Origin of the sequence: Streptomyces tuirus, assembly GCF_014701095.1 — a bacterium.
Taxonomy (GTDB): Bacteria; Actinomycetota; Actinomycetes; order Streptomycetales; family Streptomycetaceae; genus Streptomyces; species Streptomyces tuirus.
Genome location: NZ_AP023439.1, coordinates 710,373 through 736,537, shown reverse-complemented (window position 1 = coordinate 736,537; position 26,165 = coordinate 710,373). Strand labels below are relative to the sequence as shown.

At 73.8% G+C, this 26,165-nt stretch carries 18 protein-coding genes; 17 read left to right on the top strand and 1 reads right to left on the bottom strand.

The annotated features are described in order from the left end of the window. Positions 1-11: 11 nt before the first annotated feature. The 3 genes from IGS69_RS03485 to IGS69_RS03475 all read left to right on the top strand — a co-directional run bounded on the left by IGS69_RS03485 (position 12) and on the right by IGS69_RS03475 (position 2,123). The gene (locus IGS69_RS03485; protein WP_190896868.1) at positions 12-536 is read left to right on the top strand and encodes a phage tail protein; all 525 of its coding nucleotides are present in this window, start codon (positions 12-14) and stop codon (positions 534-536) included. Between the two features lie 113 nt (positions 537-649). Then, positions 650-1,384 (top strand): T4 family baseplate hub assembly chaperone, encoded by a 735-nt coding sequence (locus IGS69_RS03480; RefSeq protein ID WP_190896866.1) that lies wholly within the window; start codon positions 650-652, stop codon positions 1,382-1,384. Further along, on the top strand, positions 1,377-2,123 hold the full coding sequence (locus IGS69_RS03475) for a hypothetical protein (protein ID WP_190896864.1): 747 nt from the start codon (positions 1,377-1,379) through the stop codon (positions 2,121-2,123). Before IGS69_RS03480 ends, IGS69_RS03475 begins: the two co-directional genes overlap by 8 nt. Here IGS69_RS03475 and IGS69_RS03470 read toward each other — a convergent pair. Next, positions 2,099-2,317: a hypothetical protein gene (locus IGS69_RS03470; protein WP_190896862.1), complete on the bottom strand. Its 219-nt coding sequence runs from the start codon at positions 2,315-2,317 to the stop codon at positions 2,099-2,101. The genes IGS69_RS03475 and IGS69_RS03470 overlap by 25 nt on opposite strands. On the opposite strand from IGS69_RS03470, the gene IGS69_RS03465 reads away from it, so the two are divergent. The 14 genes from IGS69_RS03465 to IGS69_RS03400 are packed head-to-tail and all read left to right on the top strand — an operon-like array spanning position 2,316 to position 26,116. Further along, positions 2,316-3,197 (top strand): DUF4255 domain-containing protein, encoded by an 882-nt coding sequence (locus IGS69_RS03465; protein ID WP_190896860.1) that lies wholly within the window; start codon positions 2,316-2,318, stop codon positions 3,195-3,197. The genes IGS69_RS03470 and IGS69_RS03465 overlap by 2 nt on opposite strands. A 32-nt stretch (positions 3,198-3,229) precedes the next feature. Then, on the top strand, positions 3,230-5,632 hold the full coding sequence (locus IGS69_RS03460; protein WP_232543421.1) for an ATP-binding protein: 2,403 nt from the start codon (positions 3,230-3,232) through the stop codon (positions 5,630-5,632). Continuing rightward, positions 5,623-5,931: a hypothetical protein gene (locus IGS69_RS03455; protein WP_190896858.1), complete on the top strand. Its 309-nt coding sequence runs from the start codon at positions 5,623-5,625 to the stop codon at positions 5,929-5,931. Before IGS69_RS03460 ends, IGS69_RS03455 begins: the two co-directional genes overlap by 10 nt. Next, positions 5,928-12,782: an eCIS core domain-containing protein gene (locus IGS69_RS03450; RefSeq protein ID WP_190896856.1), complete on the top strand. Its 6,855-nt coding sequence runs from the start codon at positions 5,928-5,930 to the stop codon at positions 12,780-12,782. The genes IGS69_RS03455 and IGS69_RS03450 overlap by 4 nt, the downstream gene beginning before the upstream one ends. Before the next feature lie 38 nt (positions 12,783-12,820). Further along, a complete protein-coding gene (locus IGS69_RS03445; RefSeq protein ID WP_190896855.1) occupies positions 12,821-13,510 on the top strand; it encodes a hypothetical protein in 690 nt (229 codons plus the stop codon). Then, a complete protein-coding gene (locus IGS69_RS03440) occupies positions 13,507-14,214 on the top strand; it encodes a hypothetical protein (RefSeq protein ID WP_190896853.1) in 708 nt (235 codons plus the stop codon). Before IGS69_RS03445 ends, IGS69_RS03440 begins: the two co-directional genes overlap by 4 nt. An 8-nt stretch (positions 14,215-14,222) precedes the next feature. Continuing rightward, positions 14,223-14,594, top strand: coding sequence for a hypothetical protein (locus tag IGS69_RS03435; RefSeq protein ID WP_190896851.1), 372 nt, complete (start codon positions 14,223-14,225; stop codon positions 14,592-14,594). Next, positions 14,587-15,726, top strand: coding sequence for a hypothetical protein (locus IGS69_RS03430; protein WP_190896849.1), 1,140 nt, complete (start codon positions 14,587-14,589; stop codon positions 15,724-15,726). Before IGS69_RS03435 ends, IGS69_RS03430 begins: the two co-directional genes overlap by 8 nt. A gap of 34 nt (positions 15,727-15,760) precedes the next feature. Next, the gene (locus IGS69_RS03425) at positions 15,761-16,297 is read left to right on the top strand and encodes a phage baseplate assembly protein V (RefSeq protein WP_190896847.1); all 537 of its coding nucleotides are present in this window, start codon (positions 15,761-15,763) and stop codon (positions 16,295-16,297) included. A gap of 16 nt (positions 16,298-16,313) precedes the next feature. Then, positions 16,314-16,649, top strand: coding sequence for a hypothetical protein (locus tag IGS69_RS03420; RefSeq protein ID WP_190896846.1), 336 nt, complete (start codon positions 16,314-16,316; stop codon positions 16,647-16,649). Next, the gene (locus IGS69_RS03415; RefSeq protein ID WP_190896843.1) at positions 16,646-17,041 is read left to right on the top strand and encodes a GPW/gp25 family protein; all 396 of its coding nucleotides are present in this window, start codon (positions 16,646-16,648) and stop codon (positions 17,039-17,041) included. Before IGS69_RS03420 ends, IGS69_RS03415 begins: the two co-directional genes overlap by 4 nt. Further along, complete coding sequence (locus IGS69_RS03410) at positions 17,038-20,148, top strand: putative baseplate assembly protein (protein WP_190896841.1); 3,111 nt, start codon at positions 17,038-17,040, stop codon at positions 20,146-20,148. Before IGS69_RS03415 ends, IGS69_RS03410 begins: the two co-directional genes overlap by 4 nt. Next, complete coding sequence (locus tag IGS69_RS03405) at positions 20,145-23,969, top strand: putative baseplate assembly protein (RefSeq protein WP_190896839.1); 3,825 nt, start codon at positions 20,145-20,147, stop codon at positions 23,967-23,969. The genes IGS69_RS03410 and IGS69_RS03405 overlap by 4 nt, the downstream gene beginning before the upstream one ends. Continuing rightward, positions 23,969-26,116 carry a hypothetical protein gene (locus IGS69_RS03400; protein WP_190896837.1) on the top strand — a complete coding sequence of 716 codons (2,148 nt, stop codon included), beginning with the start codon at positions 23,969-23,971 and terminating at the stop codon, positions 26,114-26,116. Before IGS69_RS03405 ends, IGS69_RS03400 begins: the two co-directional genes overlap by 1 nt. Positions 26,117-26,165: the final 49 nt, after the last annotated feature.

The window sequence follows — 26,165 nt, the reverse complement described above, 5'->3', positions numbered from 1 at the left end:
GGACATTTTCGATGGCAGAGTTCACGGTCAACGCCCATCGCTTCGACCCGTACAAGAACTTCAAGTTCCTGGTCCTGTGGGACGGTCGGACGGTCGCCGGCATCAGCAAGATCAGTCCGCTGAAGCGGACCACCGAGGTCGTCAAGCACCGGCACGGAGGCGACCCGTCCTCCCCGCGCAAGTCGCCGGGCCGCTCCGAGTTCGAGGGCATCACCCTCGAACGCGGCGTCACCCACGACCCCGAGTTCGACCGCTGGGCCAACAAGGTCTGGCAGGTCGGCGCGGGCCTCGGCTCCGAGGTGTCCCTCGCGGACTTCCGCAAGGACATCGTGATCCAGGTCCACAACGAGGCCGGCCAGGTCGCCGTCTCCCACAAGCTGTACCGGACCTGGCCGAGCGAGTACCAGGTCCTCGGCGAACTGGACGCCAACGCCAACGCGGTGGCCATCCAGTCCCTGAAGCTCGAGTGCGAGGGCTGGGAGCGGGACTACGAAGTGCCGGAGCCGGAGGAACCCTCGTTCCTGAACCCGGCGTAGCGCTCTCCGCTGGGTGCGCCGAGAAGGCCGTCCGTCGTGTGCGGGTGTGTCGTGGCCGGTCGCGCAGTTCCCCGCGCCCCTTCGGGGCGCTGCCAAACCGCACTGGAGGAGGCATGGCCATCACACAAGCGGCCGATGCCCTGGCCACCTGGGAGTCCGGGACCGGTCAGGCTCCGGCCGGGCGCGCGCTGCTGCTGCACCGCGCCGCCCGGCCGGACCTGGGCGGTGATCAGCAGGCGCTGCTGGCGCTTCCGGTCGGGGAGCGCGAGGCGGATCTGTTCGCCCTGCGCCGGGCCCTGTTCGGCGAGCGGATGCAGGTGCGCCTGGAGTGCGGGGCGTGCGGCGCGGACATGGAGTTCGAGCTGGACGCCGGGGAGTTCGCCCGGACCCTGGCCGACCGGGGCGAGCCGCTCGTGCGGATCGCCGAGGACGGCTGGGAGGTCGGGTTCCGGGTGCCCGGCGTCGCCGACCTGACGGCGGCGGCCGGTGCTGCCGACCCGCGCCGGGCCCTGCTGGCGCGGTGCGTGACCGACGCCGTACGCGACGGGCGCTCCGTGTCCGCCGACGAGCTGCCCGTCGCCGTACAGCGGAGGATCGCCGAGGCGGCCCAGGCCGCCGACCCGGGCGGCGACGTCGCGCTCACCATCGCCTGCCCCGAATGCGGGGAGGGCACCCGGGCCGAACTGGACATCGCCTCCTACCTGTGGACCGAACTGGACGCCTGGGCCCGGGACCTGCTGCTCGACGTCCATCTGCTCGCCACCGCGTACGGCTGGAGCGAGCCGGAGATCCTGGCGCTCAGCCCGCTGCGGCGCCGCTACTACCTGGAGCTGTGTGCGGATGTCTGAGTCCATCTCGCGAGGGCGGCCGGAGCCCGACTTCCTCGACCGGCTGCTCGCCCGGCACGCGACGCCCGCCGCGCAGCGCCCCGGCGTGGTGCGGGTACGGCCGCGGCTGGCCGGGCCGTTCGAACGGGCCGAGGCGGTCCGGGCCACCCCACCGGGCCCGGACGACGCCGAGCCGCTGTGGCCCGTCGCCGCCCCGGTGCCGGCATCCCGGCCGGACCCGGCCCGCCCGGCGGCCCGCGAGGTCGTCCGCACGGAACGGGAGCGGACGGTCGTACGGACCGAGCAGGCCCCCGCGCCCGCCGAGCCCGCGACTCGTCCGGCCCGGAGGGACGAGCCCGGGGAGCCGCTGCTGCGTCCCGCCGCACCGGTCCGCCCCGCACTTCGGCCGGTCCCCGGCACCGCGCGCCGCGCGGCCGGCCGGGGCCGTGCGGACGGGGCGGTCCCCACGAGCGCGGCGTCCGTACCGACCCCCCCTGGTGCGGACGCCGCTCCCCCCGCCGCGTCCGTCCCGCTGCTCCCCAGCGCGGCGGACACGGCGGCCGCCCGGGACGCCGTCCGGCAGGTCGCGTCCCGGCGCCCGGGGCGACCGGCCGAGCGGGTCGTCCAGGTCCAGATCGGACGGCTGGAGGTGACCGCGGGCGGCGCCCCCCAGGGCGGCGGCACGCCCCGGCCCCGGCGGGCGGAGCGGCCGGGAGCCACCGTCAGCCTGGCGGACTACCTGGCCAGGGGGCGCGAGTGAGCGGGCAGCGGCAGGCGGACGTACGACGAGAAACGGGACGACCAGAAGCGGGACGACCAGAAGTGGCGGGTCGGCTTCGAGGAGCCGGACGACCAGAAGCGGCGCGTCGGCTTCGAGGAGCGGGACGACCAGAAGTGGCGGGTCGGCTTCGAGGAGCGGGACGACGAGGAGAGGTACCGAGGAACTGACGCCATGAGCAACGCACTTGCCCTCGCCCACGTCACCCAGGCCCTCGCCCTGCTGATCGAGGCCAACCTGCCGCCGGACATCGACATCGCGGTCAAGGTCGAGCCGCGCAGGCCGCCGGTGGACCCGCCGCTCGAACCGACCGTCACCGTGTTCCTCTACCAGGTCACGCCCAACACCTCACAGCGCAACAACGACCTGCCGACCCGGGCGTCCGACGGCACCCTGGTCCGCCGTCCGGCCGCCGCGCTCGACCTGCACTACCTGATCAGCGCGTACGGCGAGGAGGCCGAACTGGTCGGGCAGCGCCTGATCGGCGCGGTGGTGCGCACCCTGCACGAGATACCCGTGCTGCCCCGGGACATCATCGAACTCGCCGGTCAGCGGCCCCACTTGAACGGCAGCGACCTGGCCGACGCGGTGCAGCGGGTGCGGTTCACTCCGGCGGCGATGGACATCGACGAGACGTCCAAGCTGTGGGGGATGCTGCACCAGACGCCGTACGCGCTGTCGGTCGTCTACCAGGCCGTGCTGGTCCTCATCGACGGGCGCGAGCCGCCGGTGCCCGCGAGGCCGGTGGAACGGCCGGAGGTGCGGGTGCTGCCGTTCGGGGCGCCGGGGGCGCCGTCGCCCGGCCCGGTGCCGGAAGAGCCGGCCCCGCCGCCCTCGCCTCAGGCCGCGGAGCCCTCCGCCCCACCCATGAAGGCGGTGGCCAGGACCGAGGCGAAGGCGCCCGCGAAGACGGGCCGCAGCCGCAAGGCGGCACAGCCGGCCAGGAGCGCGAAGAGGACGGCCGGCAAGCCCGCCAAGTCCGCGCGGACACCACCGGCGTCCACGAACAAGGACGGGGACACGCACGCGGACGGCAGTGAGTCCACGGAGAACTGAGGCACATGGGAACGACGGGGGCAGGTGAGGACATGGCAACGCACGCGACGGCCACGGGACAGACCGGAGCTGCCGCCGCCCTGGGCGACGGCACCACGCTCACGGCGGAGATCCGGCGTGTCCTGGCCCGCGTCGACGCTCACGCGCTGCGCGCCACGAAGGGCGAAGAGCACCCGCCGCACACCCCTGCGCCCGGGCCCGCCGACGGCTCCGGCACCGCCCATGAGGAGCGCCCGGCGCATACCCCTGTGCCCGGGCCCGCCGTCGGCTCCGGCACCGCCCATGAGGAGCGCCCGGCGCACACTCCTGTGCCCGGGCCCGCCGACGGCCCTGGCACCGCCCATGAGGAGCGCCCGGCGCACACTCCTGTGCCCGGGCCCGCCGACGGCCCTGGCACCGCCCATGAGGAGCGCCCGGCGCACACTCCTGTGCCCGGGCCCGCCGACGGCCCTGGCACCGCCCATGAGGAGCGCCCGGCGCACACTCCTGTGCCCGGGCCCGCCGACGGCCCTGGCACCGCCCATGAGGAGCACCCGCCGCACACCCCTGTGCCCGAGCCCGCCGACGGCCCCGGCACCGCCCATGAGGAGCGCCCGGCGCATACCCCTGTGCCCGGGCCCGCCGACGGCCCCGGTACCGCACCCCTCGACGCCCTGGTCACCTGCTTCGGGCTCACCGCGTTCGAGCGGGACCTCGTCCTGCTCACGGCCGCGCAGGAACTGGAGCCCACCACCGCCGCGCGCTGCGCCGCCGCCAGCGGCGACCCGGAGCGGGCCCACCCGACGTTCTCCCTCGCCCTGGCCGCCCTGGACGAGCCACACTGGAGCGCGCTGCCGCCCGTGTCGCCGCTGCGGCGCTGGCGGATCCTGGAACCGGACGACGTGTCACGGCTGACGACCACCCGGCTGCGGCTCGACGAACGCATCCTGCACTTCCTCCTCGGCTCGCCCTACCTGGACGCCAGACTGCACGGACAGGCGCTCCGCACCCCCGTGCCGGACCGGCTGCCGCCGTCGTACGACCTGGCCGCGAGCCGGGTCGCGGGCGGCTGGACGGACGGTGCCCGCCCCGACGCGCCGTTGCTCGTCGAACTCGTCGGAGGCGATCCGCGCAGCCGCGCCGACATCGCCGCCGCGGCTGCCGCCCGCGCCGGGCTCGGGCTGTACACGGTGAGCGCCGAGGACATCCCCGTCGACCCCGCCGAGCGCGACCGGTTCGCCCGGCTGTGGCAGCGCGAGGCGATCCTGCTGCCCGCCGCGCTGCTCGTGGAGTTCGGCGAACCCGACCGGGAGCAGCGGTCGGCCACTGAGGCCTTCCTGGCCGGGGCCGCCGTACCGGTCGTCGTATCGAGCAACGACCCGCGCCGGACGGACCGCCCGCACGGCACCCGGGTGACCGTGCCGAGCCTCGGCGACGAGGAGCAACTGGCCCTGTGGGCCGACGCGTTCAGCGACGTCGCCGACCTCGGCGAGGGCGAACTGCGGTCGCTGACCGCCCAGTTCCAGCTGCCGCCGCACGTCGTACGGTCCGCCGCCGCGACCGTACGGCGGGAACTGCCCCACGAGGACCGGCTCGACGCCGCGGGTCTCGCCTGGCGGGCCGGTATGGACGAGGCCCGCATCGGCATGGACGAACTCGGCCGCCGCATCGAACCGCAGGCCGGCTGGAGCGACCTCGTGCTGCACGAGCGGCAGACCGGCGTGCTGCGCGAGATCGTCGCCCACGTACGGCAGAGGCCGGTGGTGCACCAGGAGTGGGGCTTCGGTGCCACCCTGCGCCGGGGCCTCGGCGTCACCGCGCTCTTCGCGGGCGGCTCCGGCACCGGCAAGACCCTGGCCGCCGAGGTGATGGCGAAGGAGCTGGGCCTCGACCTGTTCGTCGTCGACCTCTCCCAGGTCGTCAGCAAGTACATCGGCGAGACCGAGAAGAACCTCCGCCGGGTCTTCGACGCCGCCGAACGCGGCGGTGCCCTCCTGCTGTTCGACGAGGCCGACGCGCTGTTCGGCAAGCGCAGCGAGGTCAAGGACAGCCACGACCGGTACGCCAACCTCGAGGTCAGCTACCTGCTCATGCGGATGGAGGCCTACCGCGGCCTCGCCATCCTCACCACCAACATGAAGAAGGCCCTGGACAACGCCTTCCTGCGGCGCATCCGCTTCGTCATCGACTTCCCCTTCCCGGCCGAGTACGAGCGCGCCGAGATCTGGCGCCGGGTGCTGCCGCCGCAGGCCCCGGTGAAGGACATCGACCCGGAGCTGCTCGCACGGCTCACGGTGGCGGGCGGCTCGATCCGCAACATCGCCCTGTCCGGGGCGTTCCTCGCCGCGGAGGAGGGCGAGGCGCTGCAGATGCGGCACATGCTCGCCGCCGCCCGCACCGAATACCTCAAGCTGGAACGCTCCCTGACGCCGACGGAGGTCCGCGGATGGGTGTGACACAGAGCGGCGGGAGCGCCGGGGGACCGGCCCCGGCTCCGCGCGAGATCCGCGTGGACATAGGCGAACTGGTCCTCGACGGCTTCCGCGCCGACCCCGACCGGGTGGCGGCCGCGTTCACACACGAGCTGACCCGGCTGGTCCGCGAGCGCGGTGTGCCCGCCGACGGACCGTGGACGGCCGACGTCCTGTCCGGCCTGCCCCCGCTGCCCGCCGGGCTGTCCGCGCGCCGGCTCGGCCAGGAACTGGCGCGTGCCGTGCACGAGGGACTGAGCGGCCGCGGGGAGGTGACCTCGTGAGCGACTCCCGGACCCAGGACGGCCGTGCGGAGCAGTCCGCGGAGCAGCGCCGCCGCAAGCGCAAGGAGCGGGCGGCCAGGTCCCGTGCTCCCGAGCCCAGGGACATCGTCAGCGGCGCGGGCCAGCCGCTCGACCCGGGCGTACGGCGGGAGCTGGAGGAGCGTCTCGGGCACGATCTGAGCCGCGTACGCCTGCACACCGGCCGGGACGCCGGCCGGCTGGCGGACCTGCTCGGGGCGGACGCGGTCGCGGTCGGCCAGGACATCCTCTTCCGCGAGGGGGCGTACCGGCCCGGCACGGACGAGGGCCGCCGGCTGCTCGCCCACGAGCTCCTGCACACCGTCCAGAACCCGCACGGCCTCGGTGCGTTGCGAGCGGGCCGGGAACTGGGCGCGGTGAGCCTGCCGCAGCAGGCCATCGAGCGGGAGGCGGAGACGGCGGCGCAGGACCTGGTGGGCGACACGGGTCCCGGCGCGGCCGAAGCGGTTCCGGACGTCGAGGAGGGGCAGGCCACCCCGGGCTGGCTCCGCTACGCGACCGTCGACGCCGACCGCCGCCGCATGGAGCAGCTGGACCCGGCGACCCTCGTCGACCGCATGGCCAACGGCCTTCTTCGTTCGCTGCGCGGCGACCCGGAGGACCGGTCGGGCCGCGTCCGGATCCAACTGGCCCGGATGGCGCCGGAGGTGCAGGACAGCGTCTTCGACCGGCTGGAACTGCGGCTGCCCGCGCCGGTCGTCGACCGGCTGCTGGAGGGGGTGGCGGAGACGGAGCGGTCGGGCCCGCTGCCGACGGAGGCAGCAGCGGCTCCCCTCCCCGTACCCGGCGCGGTGGAGGAGATCGAGGAGGAGCGCGCTCGCGAGGACTCCGGGACCGAGCCCGCCCCCGGGCAGGACGTACGGCCGAACCAGCCGGGCAAGCCCGGCGGGAGACCGCAGGACGGCCGGACCACGCCCGGCGGCGACCTGGAAGAGGAGGACGGCGAGTCCGCCTCAGGAGAGGCCGACCGGGAGGACGCCCAGGGCCGCGCCGGCGCGGCCGGACGGCAGCAGAGGGGCTCCGAGCACGAGCAGGAGCGCTCGCAGGAGCAGCAGGACGACAAGGACGCCTCCGGCCGGGACGCCGAGAAGGACGCCGCCGACGAACGCAAGGACGCCTCGGACACCGAACGCGACCAGCAGGACCAGGACAAGCAGGACGAGCGTGACACCGAGGAGGACCGGGGCGGTCCCGAGGACGAGGCGGCCCAGGAGCCCGAGAAGCAGGCCGGCGAACAGGAACGGCACGAGGACGGGGCCCCGGCCGAGGCGACCCGCCGCCGGGCCCCCGCCCCGGGCACCGTCGACCGCAGCGGAGCCGAGCCCGGCGAGAGGTCCCGGACCGGCGGGGACACCGGAACGGCGCGTGCGGTGGGCGACCCGGAGAACGAACAGGACGCCGACGACGAGCCGTTGGGACTCGAACCGGAGTCCGAGCAGGACGAGGCCGATGACCCCGCTCGGACGGACGAGGCGCCGGCTTCCGAGGAGGCACCCCCCTCGGAAGCCGACCTCCTCGGGCACACCGACGCGGCCAGGAACGCGAGCCTCGTCGAGGAACGGCAGAAGGGCACGGCCCCCCGGCCCCCGCTTCCGTCCACGGACGTCGCCTCGGTGACGGACGGTGCGCGGCAGGACGAACGGCCCGGGACGGATCAGGCAGCTGCGTCGTCCGCCGAGGAGACGACGGCGGGTGACGACGTCCCGGACGCCGTCACCTTCGGACCGGACGCCGGGCAGCGGCCCGACGCCGACGGGGCCACCGAGGCGGCGGGGACGGACACTGCGGCCGCTGCCCGTGCCGTCGCCGCGGCCGGTGGTGACCGGGACCGGCAGCAGGCGGAGGACCGCGCCCAGGACGCCGACGCCCGACGGCGCGACGAGGGGGCCCGGGCCGCCGACGGCGCCACGTCGGGCGAGGCGCCGCAGTCCGGTGATGCGCCGCAGTCCGGTGAGGCGGCCGCACCCGACCGGCTGGCCAAGGCGAACGAGGACGCCCGTACGCAGGGCGCCAGTTCACCGGCGGGCACCGGAGCAGGGACGGACAGCGCGAGCCAGGGCCCGAGCGCCGCCCGGAAACCGGAAGCCGGAGCTCCCGACCGCAGTGGCGGCAAGGAGACCGACACCGGAGCGGACAAGGACAAGGGCAAGGACGAGCAGGCCGACAAGCCCGAGGGCGCGTCGACCGGCCCACGCGACACCGCCGGCGACCAGGGGACCACGTCTCCCGCACCCGACACGACCTCCGGCGTCCAGGAGGCCACCGAAGGCAAGGGCCCGGCGACCACTCCCGCGACGGCGAGCGGCCCGGACAAGGTCTCCACGCCGGGACCCGCGAGCGCGCCGAAACTGGCACCGGGCAACGGGCCTTCGCCCATGGCCGCGGGCCCGGAGGCGAAGACCAACACCCCCGGGAGTGCGGAGGCCCCGGGCTCCGGCGGTGCCACGGGCTCGCGTTCCCGCCCGGCCGGCAGCAAGCGCCAGGCGGCACGAAAGGCCGCGAAGACCGCGTCGCGCCGTGGCGGTGGCGGAGGTGGAGGTGGAGGCGGTGGCCGCACGTCCCCGGCGCCCGCAGCGGTCCGCTCCGGCGGCCGGGCCGGTGGCGGAGGCCGCCCCGCCGCGTCCGGCGGCGCCAAGGCCGGGACCAGGAAGGAGACCCCGCCCCCGGACGTCTCCAACGCCACCCCCGAGTCCGGCCTGTCGACGGCCGCGGGGCTCAAGCCGCACCAGGCCCTGGAGACGCTCAAGGGTGTCGACAGCGCGGTCGGCCGCTCGGTCGACAAGGAGCGCACCACCCTGCGCAAGGCGCCGCCGAAGATGCAGCGGCCCTCCGGCTCCCCGCGCACGGTCCCCGGCGGCCCGCGGGCGGCGGCGCCGGGCACGTACACGAACGCCAAGGTCGCCCGTACGGACGCGGCCCAGGGCAGGACGCCCGAGATCAAGGGCGAGCAGAAGCCGCAGGGCGAGGTCCCGGGCGCGAACGTGCCGGAGCCGAGCTGGTGGGACATCGCCGTCACCATCGGCGCCCAGCTGTTCGGCAAGCTGCTGAAGGAGATCCTCCCGCTCGACGACCTGATCGACTCCATCCTGGGCCTGCCGACCAAGGACGAGGGACTGACGAACGCCCGGGTGGGCGACGCCCCGAGGCTTCCGCTGGAGAACGACTCGGACCCGCAGCGCACCGACGAGCAGGGCAGGAAGCTCGACGAGCGGAAGAACGAACTGCACCGGTCGGGACGTGACGACGTGGCCCGCCCGATGGGCGAGGACCAGATCTACCCCGACGTGCCCAAGGAGACCCTGACCGGCAAGGTGGCCGGCGGGAAGAAGGGCGCGAAGGGCGGCGGCACGCGGTCGGTGTCCGGCGGCGGGGTGCCGATCGAATCGGCCTCCGCGGTCGCCGAGCACGACCGGGGCCCGCAGATCCAGGCGGGCTTCTCGCAGGGCCGCCAGAAGATGGGCCAGGAGCGCCAGGCCAAGGACAAGAAGGCGGCCGACGACCGCAAGCAGCACGACCAGGACCTGCAGAAGGAGGTCACGGCCAGCGGCAGGAAGCAGTCCGACGCCCGCGCCAAGGGCCGTTCCGACATCGCCGACTCCCGGGACCGGTGGCGCAAGGAGCAGGACGACAAGGTCTCGGAGATCGACGACAAGAAGGGCAAGAAGTACGACAAGGTCCGCGACGACATCAAGCAGAAGGAGGAGGACACCGACAAGGACGTCGACAAGCGGACCGAGGACGACAACAAGAAGATCGACGACGAGCAGGCCGGCGCCGAGAAGGAGGCGGAGAAGAAGCAGGAGGACGGCAAGGACGACGCCGACAACTGGCTCGAAGAGGCCATCGAGAAGCTGAAGGAGTTCTTCGAGAACCTCAAGAACGCCATCAAGAGCGTCTTCGAGAAGGCCCGCCAGGTCGTCACCGACCTCATCGACAAGTTCAAGCAGCAGGTCTTCAAGCTCATCGATGACGCCCGCAACTGGGTCATCGACCAGATCAACACCTTCGCCGACGCGCTGATCGCCCTCGGCGACGAACTCCTCGCCGACTACCCGGCGATGCGCGACAAGTGGCGCACCACCATCGACGGCGCACGCGACTGGGCCGTGCAGAAGGTCAACGAGGCGGCGGACGCGCTGAAGGAGGTCGCGGGCAAGCTCCTCGACGGCCTGTGCGGTGCGCTGCTGGCCGGGCTCGACGCCCTGGAGGGCGGCCTGCTGGCGGCGGTCGACATCGCCGAGACCGTCACCGTCGGCGCGCTGGAGTTCGGCGCCGCAGCCGTCGCCGCGCTCGGCGAGTGGGCGGCCATCTTCAACGACATCGTCTCCGACCCGGGCGACTGGATCGGAAAGGCCGGTGCCGCCGCCGAGACGGGCGCGAAGGAACACCTCTTCGAGGAGATCAAGACCGCGGTCCGGGCCTGGTTCAACCAGAAGGTCCAGGAGATCATCGGCATCCCGATGGCGGACTTCCAGGAGCTGATCTCCGGCGGCGTCACCGTCGAGCAGATGGCGCAGATGGCCTGGGACGAGGCCCTTCCCCAACTCCCCGTCACCATCGGCGTGATGGTCGTCGAGAAGGTCGTCGCCAAGCTCATCCCCGGCGCCGGCTGGGTCATGGCGATCATCGACGCCCTGCAGACGGCGTGGGGCGCCCTCAGCGAGATCCTCGCCGCCTTCGGCCTGTTCATGGACTTCCTCAAGTCCGTCAAGAGCGGCAACGGCGCGCTGCCGTTCGCGAAGGCGGTCGCCGCCGGTGTCGTCGCCCTGCTGGAGCTGGTCTACACGTTCCTGATCGAGGGAGTGGGCCGCTTCATGGGCAAGGTCGCCGACCGGCTCGGCGACATGCTGAAGAAGCTCCGCACGAAGAAGGACAAGCCCGGACCTGACCGCCCGGAGGCACCGGGCAAGCCCGACGACGACAAGCCGAGGCACGACAGGCCCAAGGACGACGACACCGGCCCGGACCAGCGGGCCGAGCGCCCCGCCCCGCGGGGGCCCTCGCCCGACAAGACCTCCCGGCCCTCGCCCAAGCCCCGCCCCGGCAAGCGTTCCTCCCCGGACAAGAAGCCGCGCCCCTCGCACGCCACGCGCCCGAAGAAGCGCCGAGACGACGACGAACGCCGCGCGGAGGGCCGCGAGGTGAACGTGGCCAGGCGCCGGGCACGGGACGCCGAGCGCAGGCTGCGCGACGACGACAGGGACGAGCGCCGCGGCCCGGCCCGGGACACGCTCCGCGACCGGCGCCGCCCCGGCTCCGACCGGAGGGACGGCCGTGACCGCGACGCCCGCGACACGCGCCTCGACGACCGCCGCACCGACGACAGTCGCCGCCCCGACGAGCCCCGCCGGGACACGGGCAGCACGCCCGACCGACGTTCGCGCGACCGGGACCGGGACCGGGACCGGGACCGGGACCGGGACCGGGACCGCGACCGTCGGCCCGGTGACCGGCCTCGCCGCAGCCCGCTCCGGCGGGCCCGCCAGACGGTCAAGGCGGCCGTCGACCGCGCCCGCCGGGCGGCCCGCACGCTCTACGGGAAGGCCCGCCGCCGGCTCGGCAGCCGGCTGAACGACCGGCTGCGCCGGCTGCGGGACCAATGGCGGCGCCGGCACGATCGGGACCGCACACGGGACAGGGACCGCACGCGGCGCCGCGACAACGACAGGCGGCGCGAGGAGACCAGGCAGCGGCAGGCGCCGCCGCTGCCCCAGGTGCGTTTCCGCACGGCCGACGGCGAGCGGCACACCCTGCTGTTCAACGGCCGTACGCAGAGCGCCGACCTCGTGGTGCGCAGTGTGCAGCAGGCGATGAGCGCGTTCTTCGCCGACTGGCAGTCGGACATCGCGACGATGCCCGCCGGTATTGAGAAGAACGCCCAGACGACCGCCCTCAACAAGGCGGACGCACTGGCTCAGAGCGTCGACGGCATGCAGAACGCCATGTCGCCCCGGTACACGACCGCGAACTACGGCAGCCGTCCGATTCCCACGAACATCCGGTCCTGGCAGTACAAGCGGCTCCAGGCGGCGATGGTGAAACTCGCCCGCCTCCTCGAAGAGCGCGACACCAGCAACAACAACGGCATCCCGCCCGCGGTGTTCCCGCCGTTCGTGGACAACGTGCGGGCACGGAATTTCAAAGCTTATTACCTGCAACAGGGCATTCCGAAGGGGCAGCCGGCAGGCTTGCACAACACGAAGTCGCCCAACCCCCTCGGGTGGAGCCAAGCCCTTTCCCAGGCCCCGAACCATTTCGTCAAGATGCACCTGCTGCCCTTCAAGCTGGGCGGTCTGGCATCCGGATCGAACCTCGTACCCGCGCCGGGCGACATCAACACGCGATTCCACTACGGCGTCGAGGACGCGGCGAACACGGCGAGGTCGGCGGCGGGCAAGGCGATCTGGTACACGGTCCGGGTCACGTTCCGCGGCAATCCGCACGAGTTCTTCCCGGAGAACGTCATGACCCGGTGGAACTACCACTACAAGTCCGGGAACACGTGGAAGGAAAGGCCGCCGACCATGGCGCCCAGGCACCACTTCACCGAGGACATTCCGTTGCCGAAGTTCATCGAGGTGAACCGGCAGAGCGAAGAGGACCGCATGTTCTCGAAGTACTTCAAGGCATCGACCCGGATGGCCGCGGAGATCAGGAAGCTGGCCCGCCAGAGGCGGTTCCGGAACGTCGGCGATCTCACCACGCGGCTCGAGAAACACCTGAAGGCGACCAGCAGCCCGTTGCAGGGCGAGTTCAGCACGGTCAAGGCGGAGATCCGCGCACGGCACATCGAAGGACTGATCTCCTACTGACCCCGGCGCCGCCCGCGCCCGACGAACGGAGCTAGCCCATGACCGACCTGAACCCCGCCGAACGACGACTGCGGCTGATGATGAGCGAACTGCGAGAGGCGTCCGCATTCGAGGTGTACGACGCCCTGCCCGGTGTCGTCGACCCCGCGTGCGAGGACATCGACGCTGCATTCGCCGCCATCACCGCGTCCACGGGTGTCTCCCTGGACAGCGCGCTCAAGGACTGCTTCGTCCGTTTCGAGCAGTGCTCGGCCAGTTGGAGCCTGGAGGATTCGGAGAACGGCCTCTCCGGAGAGTTCTGCGTCGCGCACCTGCCCGCCGTGGTCGCCACCGAGGCGCCGCCCACGGCGACCGAGCTGATGACCCACGACGAACGGCGGCGGTACGCGGAGTTCAGGGTGCTGGACGATCACCCGGTGAGCGGGACGGGCGCCTTCGCGGCGCTGCGCCTGACCCCGGACACCCCCACCCCGGAGATCTGGTACCACGACTTCCACTACAACCTGGGCGGCTTCCGGATGGCCCTCGACCCCTGCCGCTACCTCGACGCCCTCACGCTCACCAAGGGCACGTTCGGCTGGCAGTTCCTGTTCTGCGACGTCTCCTTCGCGGACGACGACTTCCTGGGCCTCGGGGACGAGCTCGGAGAAATGCTCGACGTCTTCCCCCGCCTCTTCCCCGACCACGACTACACGGACCTGCAGGCCCGCCTCCGGGAGCGCACGTGACCCGCTACGCCGACATCCCCAAACCCATACGCTCCGGCATCGTCGTCGTCGACCCCGACACCGGCACCCCGCAGCGCATCATCGTCCTCCAGTTCAACCCGGACACCCTCGAACGCAGTGTCAGCCCCCAGTCGGCCGGTGACAGCGGTGACGCCGGAGGCGGGGGGACCGGGAGCGGGGACCGGAACGAGGCGCTGCGGCTCAAGGGCCCGGCGCAGGAGACCTGGAAGTTCACCGCCGAGATCGACGCGACCGATCAGTTCGAGATCGCCGCGCCCGACGGGATCCATCCCCAGCTCGCCACGCTGGAGATGCTCGTGCAGCCCACCACCGCCCAACTGCGCGCCGCGAGCAGGCTGTCGCAGAAGGGCGCCATCGAGATCAGCCCGATCGAGATGCCGCTGACGCTGTTCACCTGGGGCAGCAAGCGGGTCATGCCCGTACGGCTGACGGAGCTGTCGGTCAACGAGTCCGCGTTCGACGTGAACCTCAACCCGATCCGCGCCTCGCTCAGCATCGGGATGAAGATCCTCACCGTCAGCGATCTGCCCGCCGGGCACCGCGGTGCCGATCTGTACATGGCGCACCTCGCGCAGAAGGAGCGGCTGGCCGCCGCGGCCCGGGGCGGCGGCCTCGGCCCCCTCGGACTCGGCGGCGGCCTCGGCGCGGCGGCGCACGCGAGCGCATCGATCAGGAGGGGCTGAGCCACACCATGGCCGACATCGAACCGTACGAGAGCGCCCTGGACGCCATACCCGGCGCTCACCCGTACCCGCGCACCAGCCGCTACCACGACGCCGAGATCGGGGTGCACCGGCAGCCCGACGGCACCGAAGTGCGCTACACCAAGCGCCGGTTGCTGCCCCCGCTCGACGACACCGGGCAGGACACCGCACCCCATGCCGTCGGCGCCGGGGAGCGCCCCGACCTGCTCGCCCAGCGGTACTTCGGCGACCCGGGCCAGTGGTGGCAGATCGCCGACGCCAACCCCGTACTCGATCCGCGGGAGCTGACCGACGAGGCCGGGCGCGTCATCGACATCCCCCTCGCCGGCGGCTTCCCGCAGGGGGACCGGCGTGTTTGACCTCCCCGTGGGGCAGGGCCCCGTCCACATCACCCTCCTGATGGGGCCGAAGCTCGCCCGCCCCGTGCCCGCCGAGGTCACCGAGGCCCTGCTCACCGCCCAGATCACCGCCACCGCCGGCGAACGCAGCGGCTTCCAGCTCGCCTTCGACCTCACCAAGAACGGCCTCATCAGCCGCCGGCTGCTGCCCGAGGGGTTCTTCGACCCGAAGACCCGGCTGATCGTGACCGTCACCGTGCGGGGCACGCCCGCCGTCCTCTTCGACGGGCTCGTCGTACGGCAGGAGGTCGGCGCCAGCAACCGGCCCGGCCACTCCACCCTCACCGTCACCGGTGAGGACCTCACCCTCCTCATGGACCTGGAGGAGCGCACCGCCCGCTACCCCAACCTGCCGCCGTCCGAGCGCGTGCTCGCCATCCTGCGCCGCTACTCCGACTACGGCATCCGGCCCGACGTCTACACCGAGAAGGTCGCCCAGCCCCCGCACCAGGACCTGCGCGTGCACTACCAGACCGGCACCGACCTCCAGTACGTCACCGAGCTCGCCCGCGCCAACGGCTACACCTTCTACCTGGAGCCGGGCCCCAACCCGGGGCAGTCGGCGGCCCGCTGGGGCCCCGAGGTCCGGCTCGGCATCCGCCAGCACGCCCTCAGCGTCAACCTGGACGCCCACTCCACCGTCGACCAGATGACGTTCGCCTACGACGGGACCGCCCGGGAGGAACCGCAGGCCCGCTGGCAGGACCCGGGGACCCGGCAGTCCACCCTGCTGCCCCAGCCGCCGATCAGCCCGCTGCGACCGCCCCTGGGGCGCCGCCCCACCCCGGCCCTGAGGCGCAGGACGCTGTCCGGCACCGCCAAGCAGCAGCGCGAGCAGGCCGAGGCGGAGCTGCTCGCCCGCGCGGCCGTCTCCGCCGACGTGGTCTCCGGCTCCGGCTCCCTCGACGTCAACCGGCACGGCTACATCCTCCAGCCGCGCCAGCTCGTCGGCGTACGGGGCGCCGGACGCGCCTACGACGGCGACTACTACGTCAAGTCCGTCACGCACAACCTGCGGCCGGGCTCGTTCCAGCAGAACTTCACCCTCTCCCGCGAGGGCCTCGAAGCCCGCAGCGACCACGTCCGGCCCTAGCGGCCGGCCCAACGCAGACCAGGAGCAGTTCAGCATGGCGGCACCCAGCAATCGTTACCTCGGCAAGTTCCGCGGCCGGGTCGTGAGCAACGACGACCCCCTGCGCATCGGCCGCGTCACCGCCGAGGTCCCGGACGTGCTCGGCGACGAGCCGTCCACCTGGGCGCTGCCCTGCCTGCCGTTCACCGGGCCGCAGTCGGGGCAGTTCGCGGTGCCGCCGCCCGGCGCGGGCGTGTGGGTGGAGTTCGAGCAGGGCGATCCCAGCTTCCCGGTGTGGACGGGCTGCTGGTACGGGGCCGCCGACGAGCTGCCGCCCGACGCGCGCCGCGAACTCCAGGCCGGCTCGCCCAGCAAGCCGGTCGTGGTGCAGACGCCGGGGGCGCACAAACTCGTCATGAACGACACGCCCGGCGCCGAACAGGGGATCCTCCTCCAGGCCCAGGGCGGCGCCTCCATCCGCATCACCAAGGAGGCCGTGGTCATCGCGACCGGCGCGGGCGCCGAGATCGTGCTGCGCGGACGCGAAGTGACCATCAACGAGGGCCAGTTGACCGTGCTCTCGAAGCGATAGACGGGGAGAGAAGAACGTGTCCGGGAATCTGCTCGACACGGGCGCCGTGATCGGCTGCCCGCACGGCGGCCGCGTCACCGCCGCCACACCGCCCGCCGGGGGACTGCGCGTCGCGGGCGCCGCCGTCGCCACGGCGGCCCACAGCTACGTGGTGACCGGCTGCCCGCACACCGTCGACCGGGTGCCGTCGCCGTGCGTCACCGTCCGCTGGACCGCCGGCCGCACCGGCATCACCGCCGACGGCGCTCCCGTGCTGCTCGACACCTCGCCGGCCCAGTGCTTCAGCGCGGCCCTCGTCCCGCAGGGGCCGCCCGTCGTCCAGGCCGCGCAGCGAAAGGTCACCGTCCGATGAGCCCCGGCAGCCGGGCCACCAGGCCCCGTTCCGACCTCGCGTTCCCCTTCCGCGCCGACCGTCGCGGACGCACGGCGCACGCCCGCCACGGGGAGCACGTCCACGACCTGGTCGAGCAACTGCTGTTCACCAGCCCCGGCGAGCGCGTGATGCGCCCCGACTTCGGCTGCGGGCTGCTGGACCTGGTGTTCGCCCCCAGCAGCCCCGAGCTGATCAGCACGCTCGAACTGTCCGTGCAGGCCGCGCTGCAACGCTGGCTCGGCGACCTCATCGAGGTGACGGCGCTGGACATCGTCAGCGAGGACCACTGCGTCCGCGTCCATCTGTCGTACGCCGTCCGCGCCACCGGCGCCCGGCGCGACGACGTCTTCGAAGGGAGGGCCGCCGCATGACCTCCGGCACCACCGCGTCCCGCCGCGGCAAGGTGAGGGCCGCCCGGCTGAACGGCGTCGACACCGTCGAGGCCGACGACGGCGGGCTGCTGCTCACCGTCACCTTCCTCGGCAAGGCCCCGCACGGCCTCGGCCCCGAGAACGTCCGCATCGACGGCGGCCGCAGCGTCACCGGCATCACCGCCGTCGACGTCAGCGTCGAACGCGAGGAGGACCCGGAACTGGACGACCGGCTCTACGTCACGCTCGACCGCGCCGGCGACACCTCCCGCTACCGGCTCTCGCTCGTCGAGTGCGATCCGTACGGGCGGCCCGGCACCGAGCCGTACCGCGGCTTCGACCAGCGCTACCACAGCGCCACGTTCACCTTCCGGCCCGACTGCCCCACCCCCTTCGACTGCACGGACGCCCCGCACGAGGAGCCGGTCTTCCCGGCCGCACCCGTCATCGACTACACGGCCCGCGACTACGACACCATCCGCAAGCTCCTCCTGGACCGGCTCGCGCTCACCACCCCCGACTGGGCCGAGCGCAACCCCGCCGACCTGGGCGTGACCCTCGTCGAACTGCTCGCCTACACCGGCGACCAGATCAGCTACCAGCAGGACGCCGTCGCCACCGAGGCCTACCTCGACACCGCCCGCCGCCGCGTCTCCGTACGCCGCCATGTGCGGCTCATCGACTACGCGATGCACGACGGATGCAACGCCCGCGCGTACGTCACCGTCCAGACGGCGGACGACCAGGTGCTCGCCCCCGGCACCTTCCGCTTCGCCTCCGTCGACGTGCGCAGCCTCGACCCGCACGACCGCCCCGAGCCGGGCGTCGTGATCGACGAGACCGATCTCGGGGACCTCGACGAGCGCGGCTCGGTGGAGGTCTTCGAACCCGTCGTCGCCACCGACCCGCTGGAGCTGAGGGTCGCGCACAACGCCGTCCGGCTGTGGACCTGGGGCGGCGAGGTGTGCACCCTGCCCCGGGGCGCCACCGCCGCCACCCTGCGGGACGCGTGGGCGGACCCCGAGACGTGCCGGGAACGCCGGCTGGCCCTGCGGCCGGGCGACGTGCTCGTCCTGGAGGAGGTGAGGGGCCCGCGCACCGGCACCCCGGGCGACGCCGACCCCGCACACCGCCAGGCCGTCCGTCTCACCTCCGTCACGCCCGGCCTCGACCGGATCGAGGACCAGCCGGTCCTGGAGGTCACCTGGGACGCCGAGGACGCGCTGCGCTTCCCGCTCCGCCTCACCACCCGCGCCGGACGCGACTGCCTCCCCGTGGAGGACGTCACCCTCGCCCGCGGCAACGTCGTCCTCGTCGACCACGGACGCACCCTGACCGGCCTCCCCGAGGCGGTCACCGTGCCGCCCGTGCCCGCCGTCGCCGCCGTGTGCGACCGGCCCGCCTTCGGCTGCCACGACACCGAGGAGGGCAACGCGCCCGCGCGGCTGATCAACGCCCTCACGGACAAGACCGGATCGGGCCGCGCCCTCGTGCCGGACGACGTCCGCGAGCTCTTCGACGTCGTCGGCGAAGCCGCCACAAACCGTGCCGGTCTCCGCCTGGAGAGCGCCGGGCAGCGCCACGAGCAGGTCGTGCCCGGCACGGCGTACGCCCAGGCCGCCGCACTGCGCACCCTGCTCGCCCAGTCGGCCTACCCGGGCATCGCGCCCCGCTTCCGGCCGGTCCTCGGCCGCGCACCCGTCACCCAGGCGGTGCCCTACCCCGACCCCGGCACCGTCGCCGCCGGGCAGGCGGCCCGCATCGCGGCCATCCCGGGCCGGGTCCGGCAACGGCTGGTCGAGCTGTGGCGCAGCGCCCGCGACCGGGACGGCCTCGGCGAACCGGAGATCGCCGAACTCGCCGTCGTCTACGGGCTGGACGTGCTGGAACGCCTCGAACTGCGCACCCATCCGGTCCGCGCCCTGCGCGAACTCCTCCACCGCAGCGACCAGTTGCTCGAGACCAAGCTGCGCCGCGTGGAGGTCCTCGCCGCCCGGGCCCGCGCGGGCACCGTGCTCGACGGGCCCATCGCCTGGGAGATCGCCCACGCCTGGGGCCCGGCCCACGCGGCCGGACTCCACCCCGAGGAGCCGGTACTGCGCGGACCCGCGACCGCCGCCCTCGCCCAGGACCCGCGCCGGGCCCTGCCCGCCGTACGCCTGTACGGCCCGGACGAGACCTGGGTACCGCGCCGCGATCTGCTCGACAGCGGCCCCCGCGACCGGCACTTCGTGGGCGAACTCGAGGACGACGGCCGTCTGGCCCTGCGCTTCGGCGACGGCCGCCACGGCGCGCGACCCACACCCGGCGCCCGGCTGGAGCCGCGCCACCGGCTCGGCGGCGGCACGGCCGGCAACGTCGGCGCCGAAGCCATCAACCACCTCGTCGTGCGGGGCGCGTGCGAGGCCCCGGTCGCCGTCGTGCGCAACCCGCTGCCCGCCACCGGCGGCACCCAGCCCGAACCCGTCGAGCAGGTACGCCAGTTGGCCCCGCTCGACCTGCGCCGCACCCGGCTGCGCGCGGTCACCGCCGAGGACTACGCCGCCCTCGCGGGAGCCCTGCCGGGCGTGCGGCGGGCGGCGGCCGAGCTCCGCTGGACGGGCAGTGCCCAGGAGGCACACGTCGCCATCGACGCCCACGGCACCGCCGCCCCGTCGGGCGAACTGCTCGACTCGGTCGCCCAGGCGCTGGAGGTATACCGGCGCATCGGCCATGACCTCGTCGTGGGCCCCGCGCGTCTGGTGCCGCTGGACATCGCGCTCACCGTGTGCGCGCGACCCGGCCACCAGCACGGGCAGATCCTCGCCGAGCTGTACCGCGTACTGGGCAGCGGACGGCTGCCGGGCGGGCGGCTCGGCTTCTTCCACCCCGACGCGCTGACCTTCGGCGGACCGGTCCGGCTCAGCCGGCTGGTCGCCACCGCCGCGGCCGTGCCCGGAGTGGAGAGCGTCGAGGTCACCAGGCTGCGGCGGCTGTCCGGACAGGACCGAGGAGAGAGGGAGGACGGCGTGCTGCGGCTCGGCCCGCTGGAGATCGCCACCTGCGACAACGACCCGGACCGGCCGGAGAACGGCCTGCTGGCGATATCCCTGGGAGGTGCCCGATGACGTACCCGCACCCGGTCACCGCGACCGGCGCCTGCGGCTGCGGCGGCGCCTGCCGCGGCGGCCACGACGAGCGCCTCGCTCCGGCCCCGCCGCACAACGCGCCCGGCCGCACCGCGCTGTACTACCGCGTCGGCACGTACGGCTCCTTCCGGGCCGCCCTGCTCGACCGGCTCGCCTCGCCGGCCCACCCGGCGCTGAACGACCTCACCGTCCGCACCCCGGACGATCCGGCGATCGGCCTGCTCGACGCCACGGCCGTCCTCGGCGACCTGCTCACCTTCCACTCCGAGCGGATCGCCGACGAGGCCTACATCCGCACCGCGAACGAACACCGCTCCCTGGTGCTGCTCGGCCGGCTCGTCGGACACCGCCCGCGTCCCGGGGTCGCCGCCGCCACGCACCTGGCGTACACCCTCGAACGCGATCCGCGCGCCGAGGCCCAGAACGTGCTGATCCCGCGCGGTGCGCGCAGCCACAGCGTGCCCGCCTCCGCCGACGAGCAGTCGCTGACGTTCGAGACCGCCCGGGACCTGACCGCACGCTGGGACTTCAACGAGCTGAAGGTCCGCCGCCGCCGTCCCTCGCTCGTCACACCGCAGGACCTCGACCGGCGCTCCGAACTGTTCGTCGCGGGCACGGCGAACTCCCTGCGGACCGGTGACCAGTTGCTCTTCGTCTTCGGGGAGCTGGCGGGGGGCGAGCGCAAGCTGCTGCCCGTCGCGAGGGCGCGGGTCGACCGGGACGACGACGTCACGGCGATCTCCCTGCCGAAGTCGGCGCCGCCGGCCCTGAAGGAGCTCGTCGACGAGGTACGGCGCTGGACGGCTGCGCCCGCTCAGCCGGGGGAGCCCGGGGAGGAGCCGCCCACGCCGGAGGTTCCCAACCCGCGGCCGGTCAGCCGGCTGATCGAGGACTTCGAGGACCAGGTCCTGGAGCCCTTGCGTGGCGACCTGGACGGCGTCAGGACGCCGGAGCGGCTCGCGGCCCGTCTTGCTGAACCTCTTGCGCGTCTGGGTGAGGCGCAGGTGCTGGCTGCTCCGTATGAGGGTGTGGCGGCGTGGTTCGGGCAGTTGGAGGCGGTGCTGGCCGAAGTTGCCGAGAGGGCTCTGGAGTTGGCGCCGGCGCGGACGGATGAGGAGGGGATGACCACGGGTGGTCAGCCGTCTGCTGCGCCGTCGGGGCTTCTCGCGCAGTTCCCCGCGCCCCTGAAGGGCGATCCGCGGGCCGCCGCTCTGGAAGCCCTGGGCGTCGTCCTTCCCGCCCTGCGCGGTACCACGACCGCCCCCGCGCGACCCACCGGTCGTCAGCTTCCCGGCACCGACACCGCACGCCTCCTCACCGCCCTCGACCCGGGCCTCGGCAGTCTCTACCCGGCCTGGCGCACGGCCGCCGCACCCGGTGCCCCGCGGCTCCTGCGCGAGCTGCTCGCCCTGCGCGTCACCGCGGCCCCCTTCGGAGCCACGGCGCCGCTCAAGCCGGTCCAGGACGATCGCGGCCGGGTCATCCGCACCGCCGACTGGCCCCTGACCGGCGCGGTGCTGGCGACCATGCGGGTCGTGTACGACACGGCGGGCAAGACGCCGGTCCGGGCCGAGTTCCAGTACGTCGAGGGCAGCAGCTCCGACCAGCGCGCCGAAAACCTGCCCGTCATCCAGCCGGTCACCTTCGCGCTCGGACCCGGCCGGATCGAGCTGTCCGTGCGCTCCGGCCAGGACCGCGACCTGAACTGGCTCAACCGGCGGCCCGCCGACTCCCAGGAACCCGGCGTCACCGCCCGGCTCTCCGCCGGCCTGCCCGAGCGCACGCTGTTCGTGTCACGGCCCGACGACGAGGGCCTGGTCCACGTCGGCGTCCACAACGGCACCTCCCAGCAGCTCGCCCTCCGGCCGGGGGCCAGTGAGCAGTTCACCCACGGCGAGTACGAGGTCCGCCTCACGTACACGGTGGGCAGCGCCGAGCCGGGCGTCGAGGTCGTCATCGCCAGCAAGCCGGAGCCGGTCAACCGCCGCACCCTCCAGCTGGACACCGTGCACGAGGGCATCACCGTCGGCAGCTGGGTGGCCGTGCGACGGCCCGCCAAGGGCGCCGGCCAGGGCGTCCCCGGCGACCCGAAGCTGGCATTCGTCACCACCAAGGTGGTGGCCGCCCGCACGGCCGCGTACACCGACTACGGCATCACCGGCCGCGGCACCGAACTCACCCTCGCCGACCCCTGGCTGGACGAGTTCGACGTCCTGCTGTCGCACATCCGCGACACCACCGTGCACGCCGCGGGAGAGCCCCTGCGCCTCGCGGACGAACCCCTCGGCGAGGACGTGCACGGCAACGAGATCGAACTCGCCGAGCTGTACGAGGGCCTGCGGCCCGGCCGTACGCTCGTGGTGTCGGGCGAGCGCAGCGACATCCCGGGGGCCGCCGGCCTCACGGCCACGGAGATCGTCACCATCGCCTCCGCCGACCCGGCCGTCGACCCCCTGCTGCCCGGCGACCACGTCCACACCCGGCTCGTGCTCACCGGGGACCTGGCCCACCGCTACCGCCGCGAGACGGTCCGCGTCCTCGGCAACGTCGTCGAGGCCACCCACGGCGAGAGCCGCGAGGAGGCCATCGGCAGCGGCGACTCGGACCGCGTCAACCAGACCTTCGCGCTCTGGCAGTCCCCGCTGACCTGGCTGGCCGACGACAACCCCCTCGGTGCCACGCCCGTGCTGGAGATCCGGGTGGACGGGGTGCTGTGGCACGAGGTCGACAGCCTCGCCGGACGCGGCCCGGCCGAGCGGGTCTTCATCACCGGCTCCACGGCCGACGGCCGGACGACCGTGACCTTCGGCGACGGAGTCCACGGCGCCTGGCTGCCCACCGGTCACGAGAACATCCGCGCCCGCTACCGCTTCGGCACCGGCAAGGCCGCCAACATGCCGGCGGACCGGATCACACAGCCCCTCACCCGGCCGCTCGGCGTCACCGCGGTCACCAACCCGCGCCCGGTCACCGGCGGTGCCGACGCCGACGGCCCGGGCCTGACCCGCCGTACGGTCCCGCTGGCCGTCTCGGCCCTGGACCGGCTGGTGTCCGAGTCCGACTACGAGGACTTCGCCCGCTCCCGCGCCGGCATCGGCAGGGCCGCCGCACGCGAACTCTTCGACGGACGGCGGCGCGTGCTGCACGTGACGGTCGCCGGCACGGACGACGTGCCGATCGCCCCCGACTCGAACACCCTCACCGCCCTGCGCGGCGCCCTCGCCGAGTACGGCGACCCCGGCCTCCCGGTCCGTGTGGACGGGCGGGAACTGGTCCTGCTGCTGATCGCCGCGAAGGTCAAGGTCGCCCCCGACCACGCCTGGCAGTACGTCGAACCCCGGCTGCGGCAGGCCCTGCTGCACCGGCTCGGCTTCGAGGGCCGGGAGCTGGGCCGCCCCGCCCGCCTCTCCGAGGTCCTGGCCACCGCCCACACCGTGCCCGGCGTCGACTACCTGGACGTAGACGTGTTCACCGGCGTACCCGCCTCCGCCACCGCGGAGGAACTCACCGCGCTGCTCACCCGGCCCGGCCCGCCCCGGGCGTCCGTCCCGGCGCACCCGGCGGCGTACGACGAGAAGATCCACACGGTCCGTGCCGACGACGGCGAGACGCTGTCGGAGATCTGCGCCCGGCACGGGATCCCGCTCGCCGGACTCCTGCGCCTCAACCCCGGCATCACCGACACCCGGCGCCTGCCCAAGGGCCGGTCGGTGTTCGTCTTCCGCGGCATCCGCCCGGCCCAGCTCGCGATGCTGTCGCCCCGCGCCGCGGACACCCTGATCCTTACGGAGGTCAAGTGATGTCCCCGGACCACCGGTTGGAGACCCCGGCCGCCGCGGCGCCCCGGGAGCCGGACGGGCTCGCCGACCTGCTGCCCCGCCGGCACCGGCTGCGCGACGCCGAGGAGGGCGAGCCGCTGCGCGCGCTGCTCGCCGTGATCGCCGAGCAGATCGACCGCGTCCGCGACGGCGTCCAGCAGGGCTACGAGGACCTGTTCGTGGAGACGGCGGCGCCCTGGGTGCTGCCGTACCTCGGTGACCTCGTCGGCTACCGCACCCTGCCCGGCTACGAACGTGTCCTCAGCACCGGCCTGCACGACGGCGGCCGGGCCGCCCTCGCCGAGGCCGTCGCCCCGCGCCGGGACGTGGCCGCCACGGTCGCGAGCCGCCGCCGCAAGGGCACCCTGCACCTGCTGGAGGAACTGTCCGAGCAGGTCGCGGCCTGGCCCGCCCGGGCCGTCGAACTGTCCCGGCAGGTCGCCCACACGCAGCCCGTGAAGCTCTACGGAACCGGCACCCATCGCGGCGAACGCGGCCGCCTCACCGACCTGCGCGACGGCGCCGAACTCGCCCTCGGCGGCGGACCCTTCGCGAACACGGCCCGTACGGTCGACATCCGCCGCGCCGACTCCCGGCACCGGCAGGGCGGCTGGAGCCCGGCCGGTGTCGCCCTGTTCGTGTGGCGGCTGAAGGCCTACGCCCTGACCCGCACCCCGGCCTACTGCGTCGACCGGGCCCGCAACCTGTACACCTTCTCGATCCTCGGCAACGACACCCCCCTGGTCACCAAGCCGTTCCCGGAGCCCTCGCCTTCCCACATCGCCACCGTCGACAACGTCCCGGCGTTCATCACCCGCCGCCTCCTGCACGACCGGCTGCTCGACTACTACGGCCCCGGCAAGAGCTTCGTCATCCGGCGCGACGGCGAGGACAACCCGGTTCCGCCCTCGGACATCGTGGTCGCCGACCTGTCCGACTGGCGCTACCGGCCCCGGCGCGGGCAGGTGGCCGTCGACCCGGAGCTGGGCCGGATCGCCTTCGGCTCGCGGTCCGCGCCCCGGCAGGGCGTGTGGGTGGACCACCACTACGCGTTCGCGGCCGACCTCGGCGGCGGCGAGTACGAGCGCGACCGCGAGCCGCGTCCCGACGCCGAGTTCTACCGGGTCGGGCCGGGGCAGCCGTACCGGCAGATCATGGACGCCTACCGGGCCTGGCAGCACGACCGCCGGGCAGGCCGCACCGGCCCCGCCGGCATCATCGAGATCACCCACAGCGGCGCCTACCAGGAGCAGCTGGACTTCGACCTCGACCCCGGCGACCGCCTCGAGGTGCGCGCGGCCGAGGGAACCCGCCCGGTCATCCGGCTGCTCGACTGGTACAGCAACCGCCCCGACGCCCTCAACATCCGTGCGGTGTCCGACGACCGCGCCCCGCACGAGCGGCCCCGGATCGTGCTCGACGGGCTGCTCGTCGCCGGGCGCGGCATCAACGTCACCGGCGCCATGGGCGCCGTCGTCGTACGGCACAGCACACTCGTACCCGGCTGGTCGCTGGAGCCCGAGTGCGCACCGCACTCGCCCGAGGAACCGAGCATCGTCCTGGACCGCACCACCGCGTGCCTCCAGATCGAGCACAGCATCCTCGGCACCATCGAGGTCATCGGCGACGAGGTGAGCGAGGACCCCCTCCACATCCACATCCGCGACAGCGTCCTGGACGCCACCGCCGACGACCGCGAGGCCCTGTCCGCACCCGACTGCCGCCACGCCCACGCCGTGCTCCACCTGCACCGCACCACCGTCATCGGCGAGATCCACACGCACGCCGTGGAGATCGCGGAGAACAGCGTCTTCACAGGACGGCTCCACGTGGCCCGGCGCGGCATCGGCTGCCTGCGGTACTCCCGCGTCCCCGCCGGCTCGCGCACCCCCCGCCGCCACCGCTGCCCGGACACCGCGCCGCTGTTCACCTCCCAGCGCTACGGCACGCCCTGGTACGGGCTGCTCGCCGACCGCTGCCCCGAGGAGATCCGGCGCGGCGCCGACGACGGAGCCGAACCCGGCGCCTTCCACGACCTGTACCGGCCGCAGCGCGAGGACGGCCTGCGGGCCCGGCTCGCCGAGTACACGCCGGCCGGCACCGACGCCGGGATCTTCTTCGTGACGTGAGGCGCGCACCGGCCGACGCCGTGCAGCGACGCACCGGCCGACGGCGCGC

Excerpts from the sequence above, each read along its gene's own strand:
- IGS69_RS03485 (WP_190896868.1), top strand. The coding sequence starts at position 12 with ATGGCAGAGTTCACGGTCAACGCCCATCGCTTCGACCCGTACAAGAAC.
- IGS69_RS03480 (WP_190896866.1), top strand. The coding sequence starts at position 650 with ATGGCCATCACACAAGCGGCCGATGCCCTGGCCACCTGGGAGTCCGGG.
- IGS69_RS03475 (WP_190896864.1), top strand. The coding sequence starts at position 1,377 with ATGTCTGAGTCCATCTCGCGAGGGCGGCCGGAGCCCGACTTCCTCGAC.
- IGS69_RS03465 (WP_190896860.1), top strand. The coding sequence starts at position 2,316 with ATGAGCAACGCACTTGCCCTCGCCCACGTCACCCAGGCCCTCGCCCTG.
- IGS69_RS03470 (WP_190896862.1), bottom strand. The coding sequence starts at position 2,317 with ATGGCGTCAGTTCCTCGGTACCTCTCCTCGTCGTCCCGCTCCTCGAAG.
- IGS69_RS03460 (WP_232543421.1), top strand. The coding sequence starts at position 3,230 with ATGGCAACGCACGCGACGGCCACGGGACAGACCGGAGCTGCCGCCGCC.
- IGS69_RS03455 (WP_190896858.1), top strand. The coding sequence starts at position 5,623 with ATGGGTGTGACACAGAGCGGCGGGAGCGCCGGGGGACCGGCCCCGGCT.
- IGS69_RS03445 (WP_190896855.1), top strand. The coding sequence starts at position 12,821 with ATGACCGACCTGAACCCCGCCGAACGACGACTGCGGCTGATGATGAGC.
- IGS69_RS03435 (WP_190896851.1), top strand. The coding sequence starts at position 14,223 with ATGGCCGACATCGAACCGTACGAGAGCGCCCTGGACGCCATACCCGGC.
- IGS69_RS03425 (WP_190896847.1), top strand. The coding sequence starts at position 15,761 with ATGGCGGCACCCAGCAATCGTTACCTCGGCAAGTTCCGCGGCCGGGTC.
- IGS69_RS03415 (WP_190896843.1), top strand. The coding sequence starts at position 16,646 with ATGAGCCCCGGCAGCCGGGCCACCAGGCCCCGTTCCGACCTCGCGTTC.
- IGS69_RS03410 (WP_190896841.1), top strand. The coding sequence starts at position 17,038 with ATGACCTCCGGCACCACCGCGTCCCGCCGCGGCAAGGTGAGGGCCGCC.
- IGS69_RS03405 (WP_190896839.1), top strand. The coding sequence starts at position 20,145 with ATGACGTACCCGCACCCGGTCACCGCGACCGGCGCCTGCGGCTGCGGC.
- IGS69_RS03400 (WP_190896837.1), top strand. The coding sequence starts at position 23,969 with ATGTCCCCGGACCACCGGTTGGAGACCCCGGCCGCCGCGGCGCCCCGG.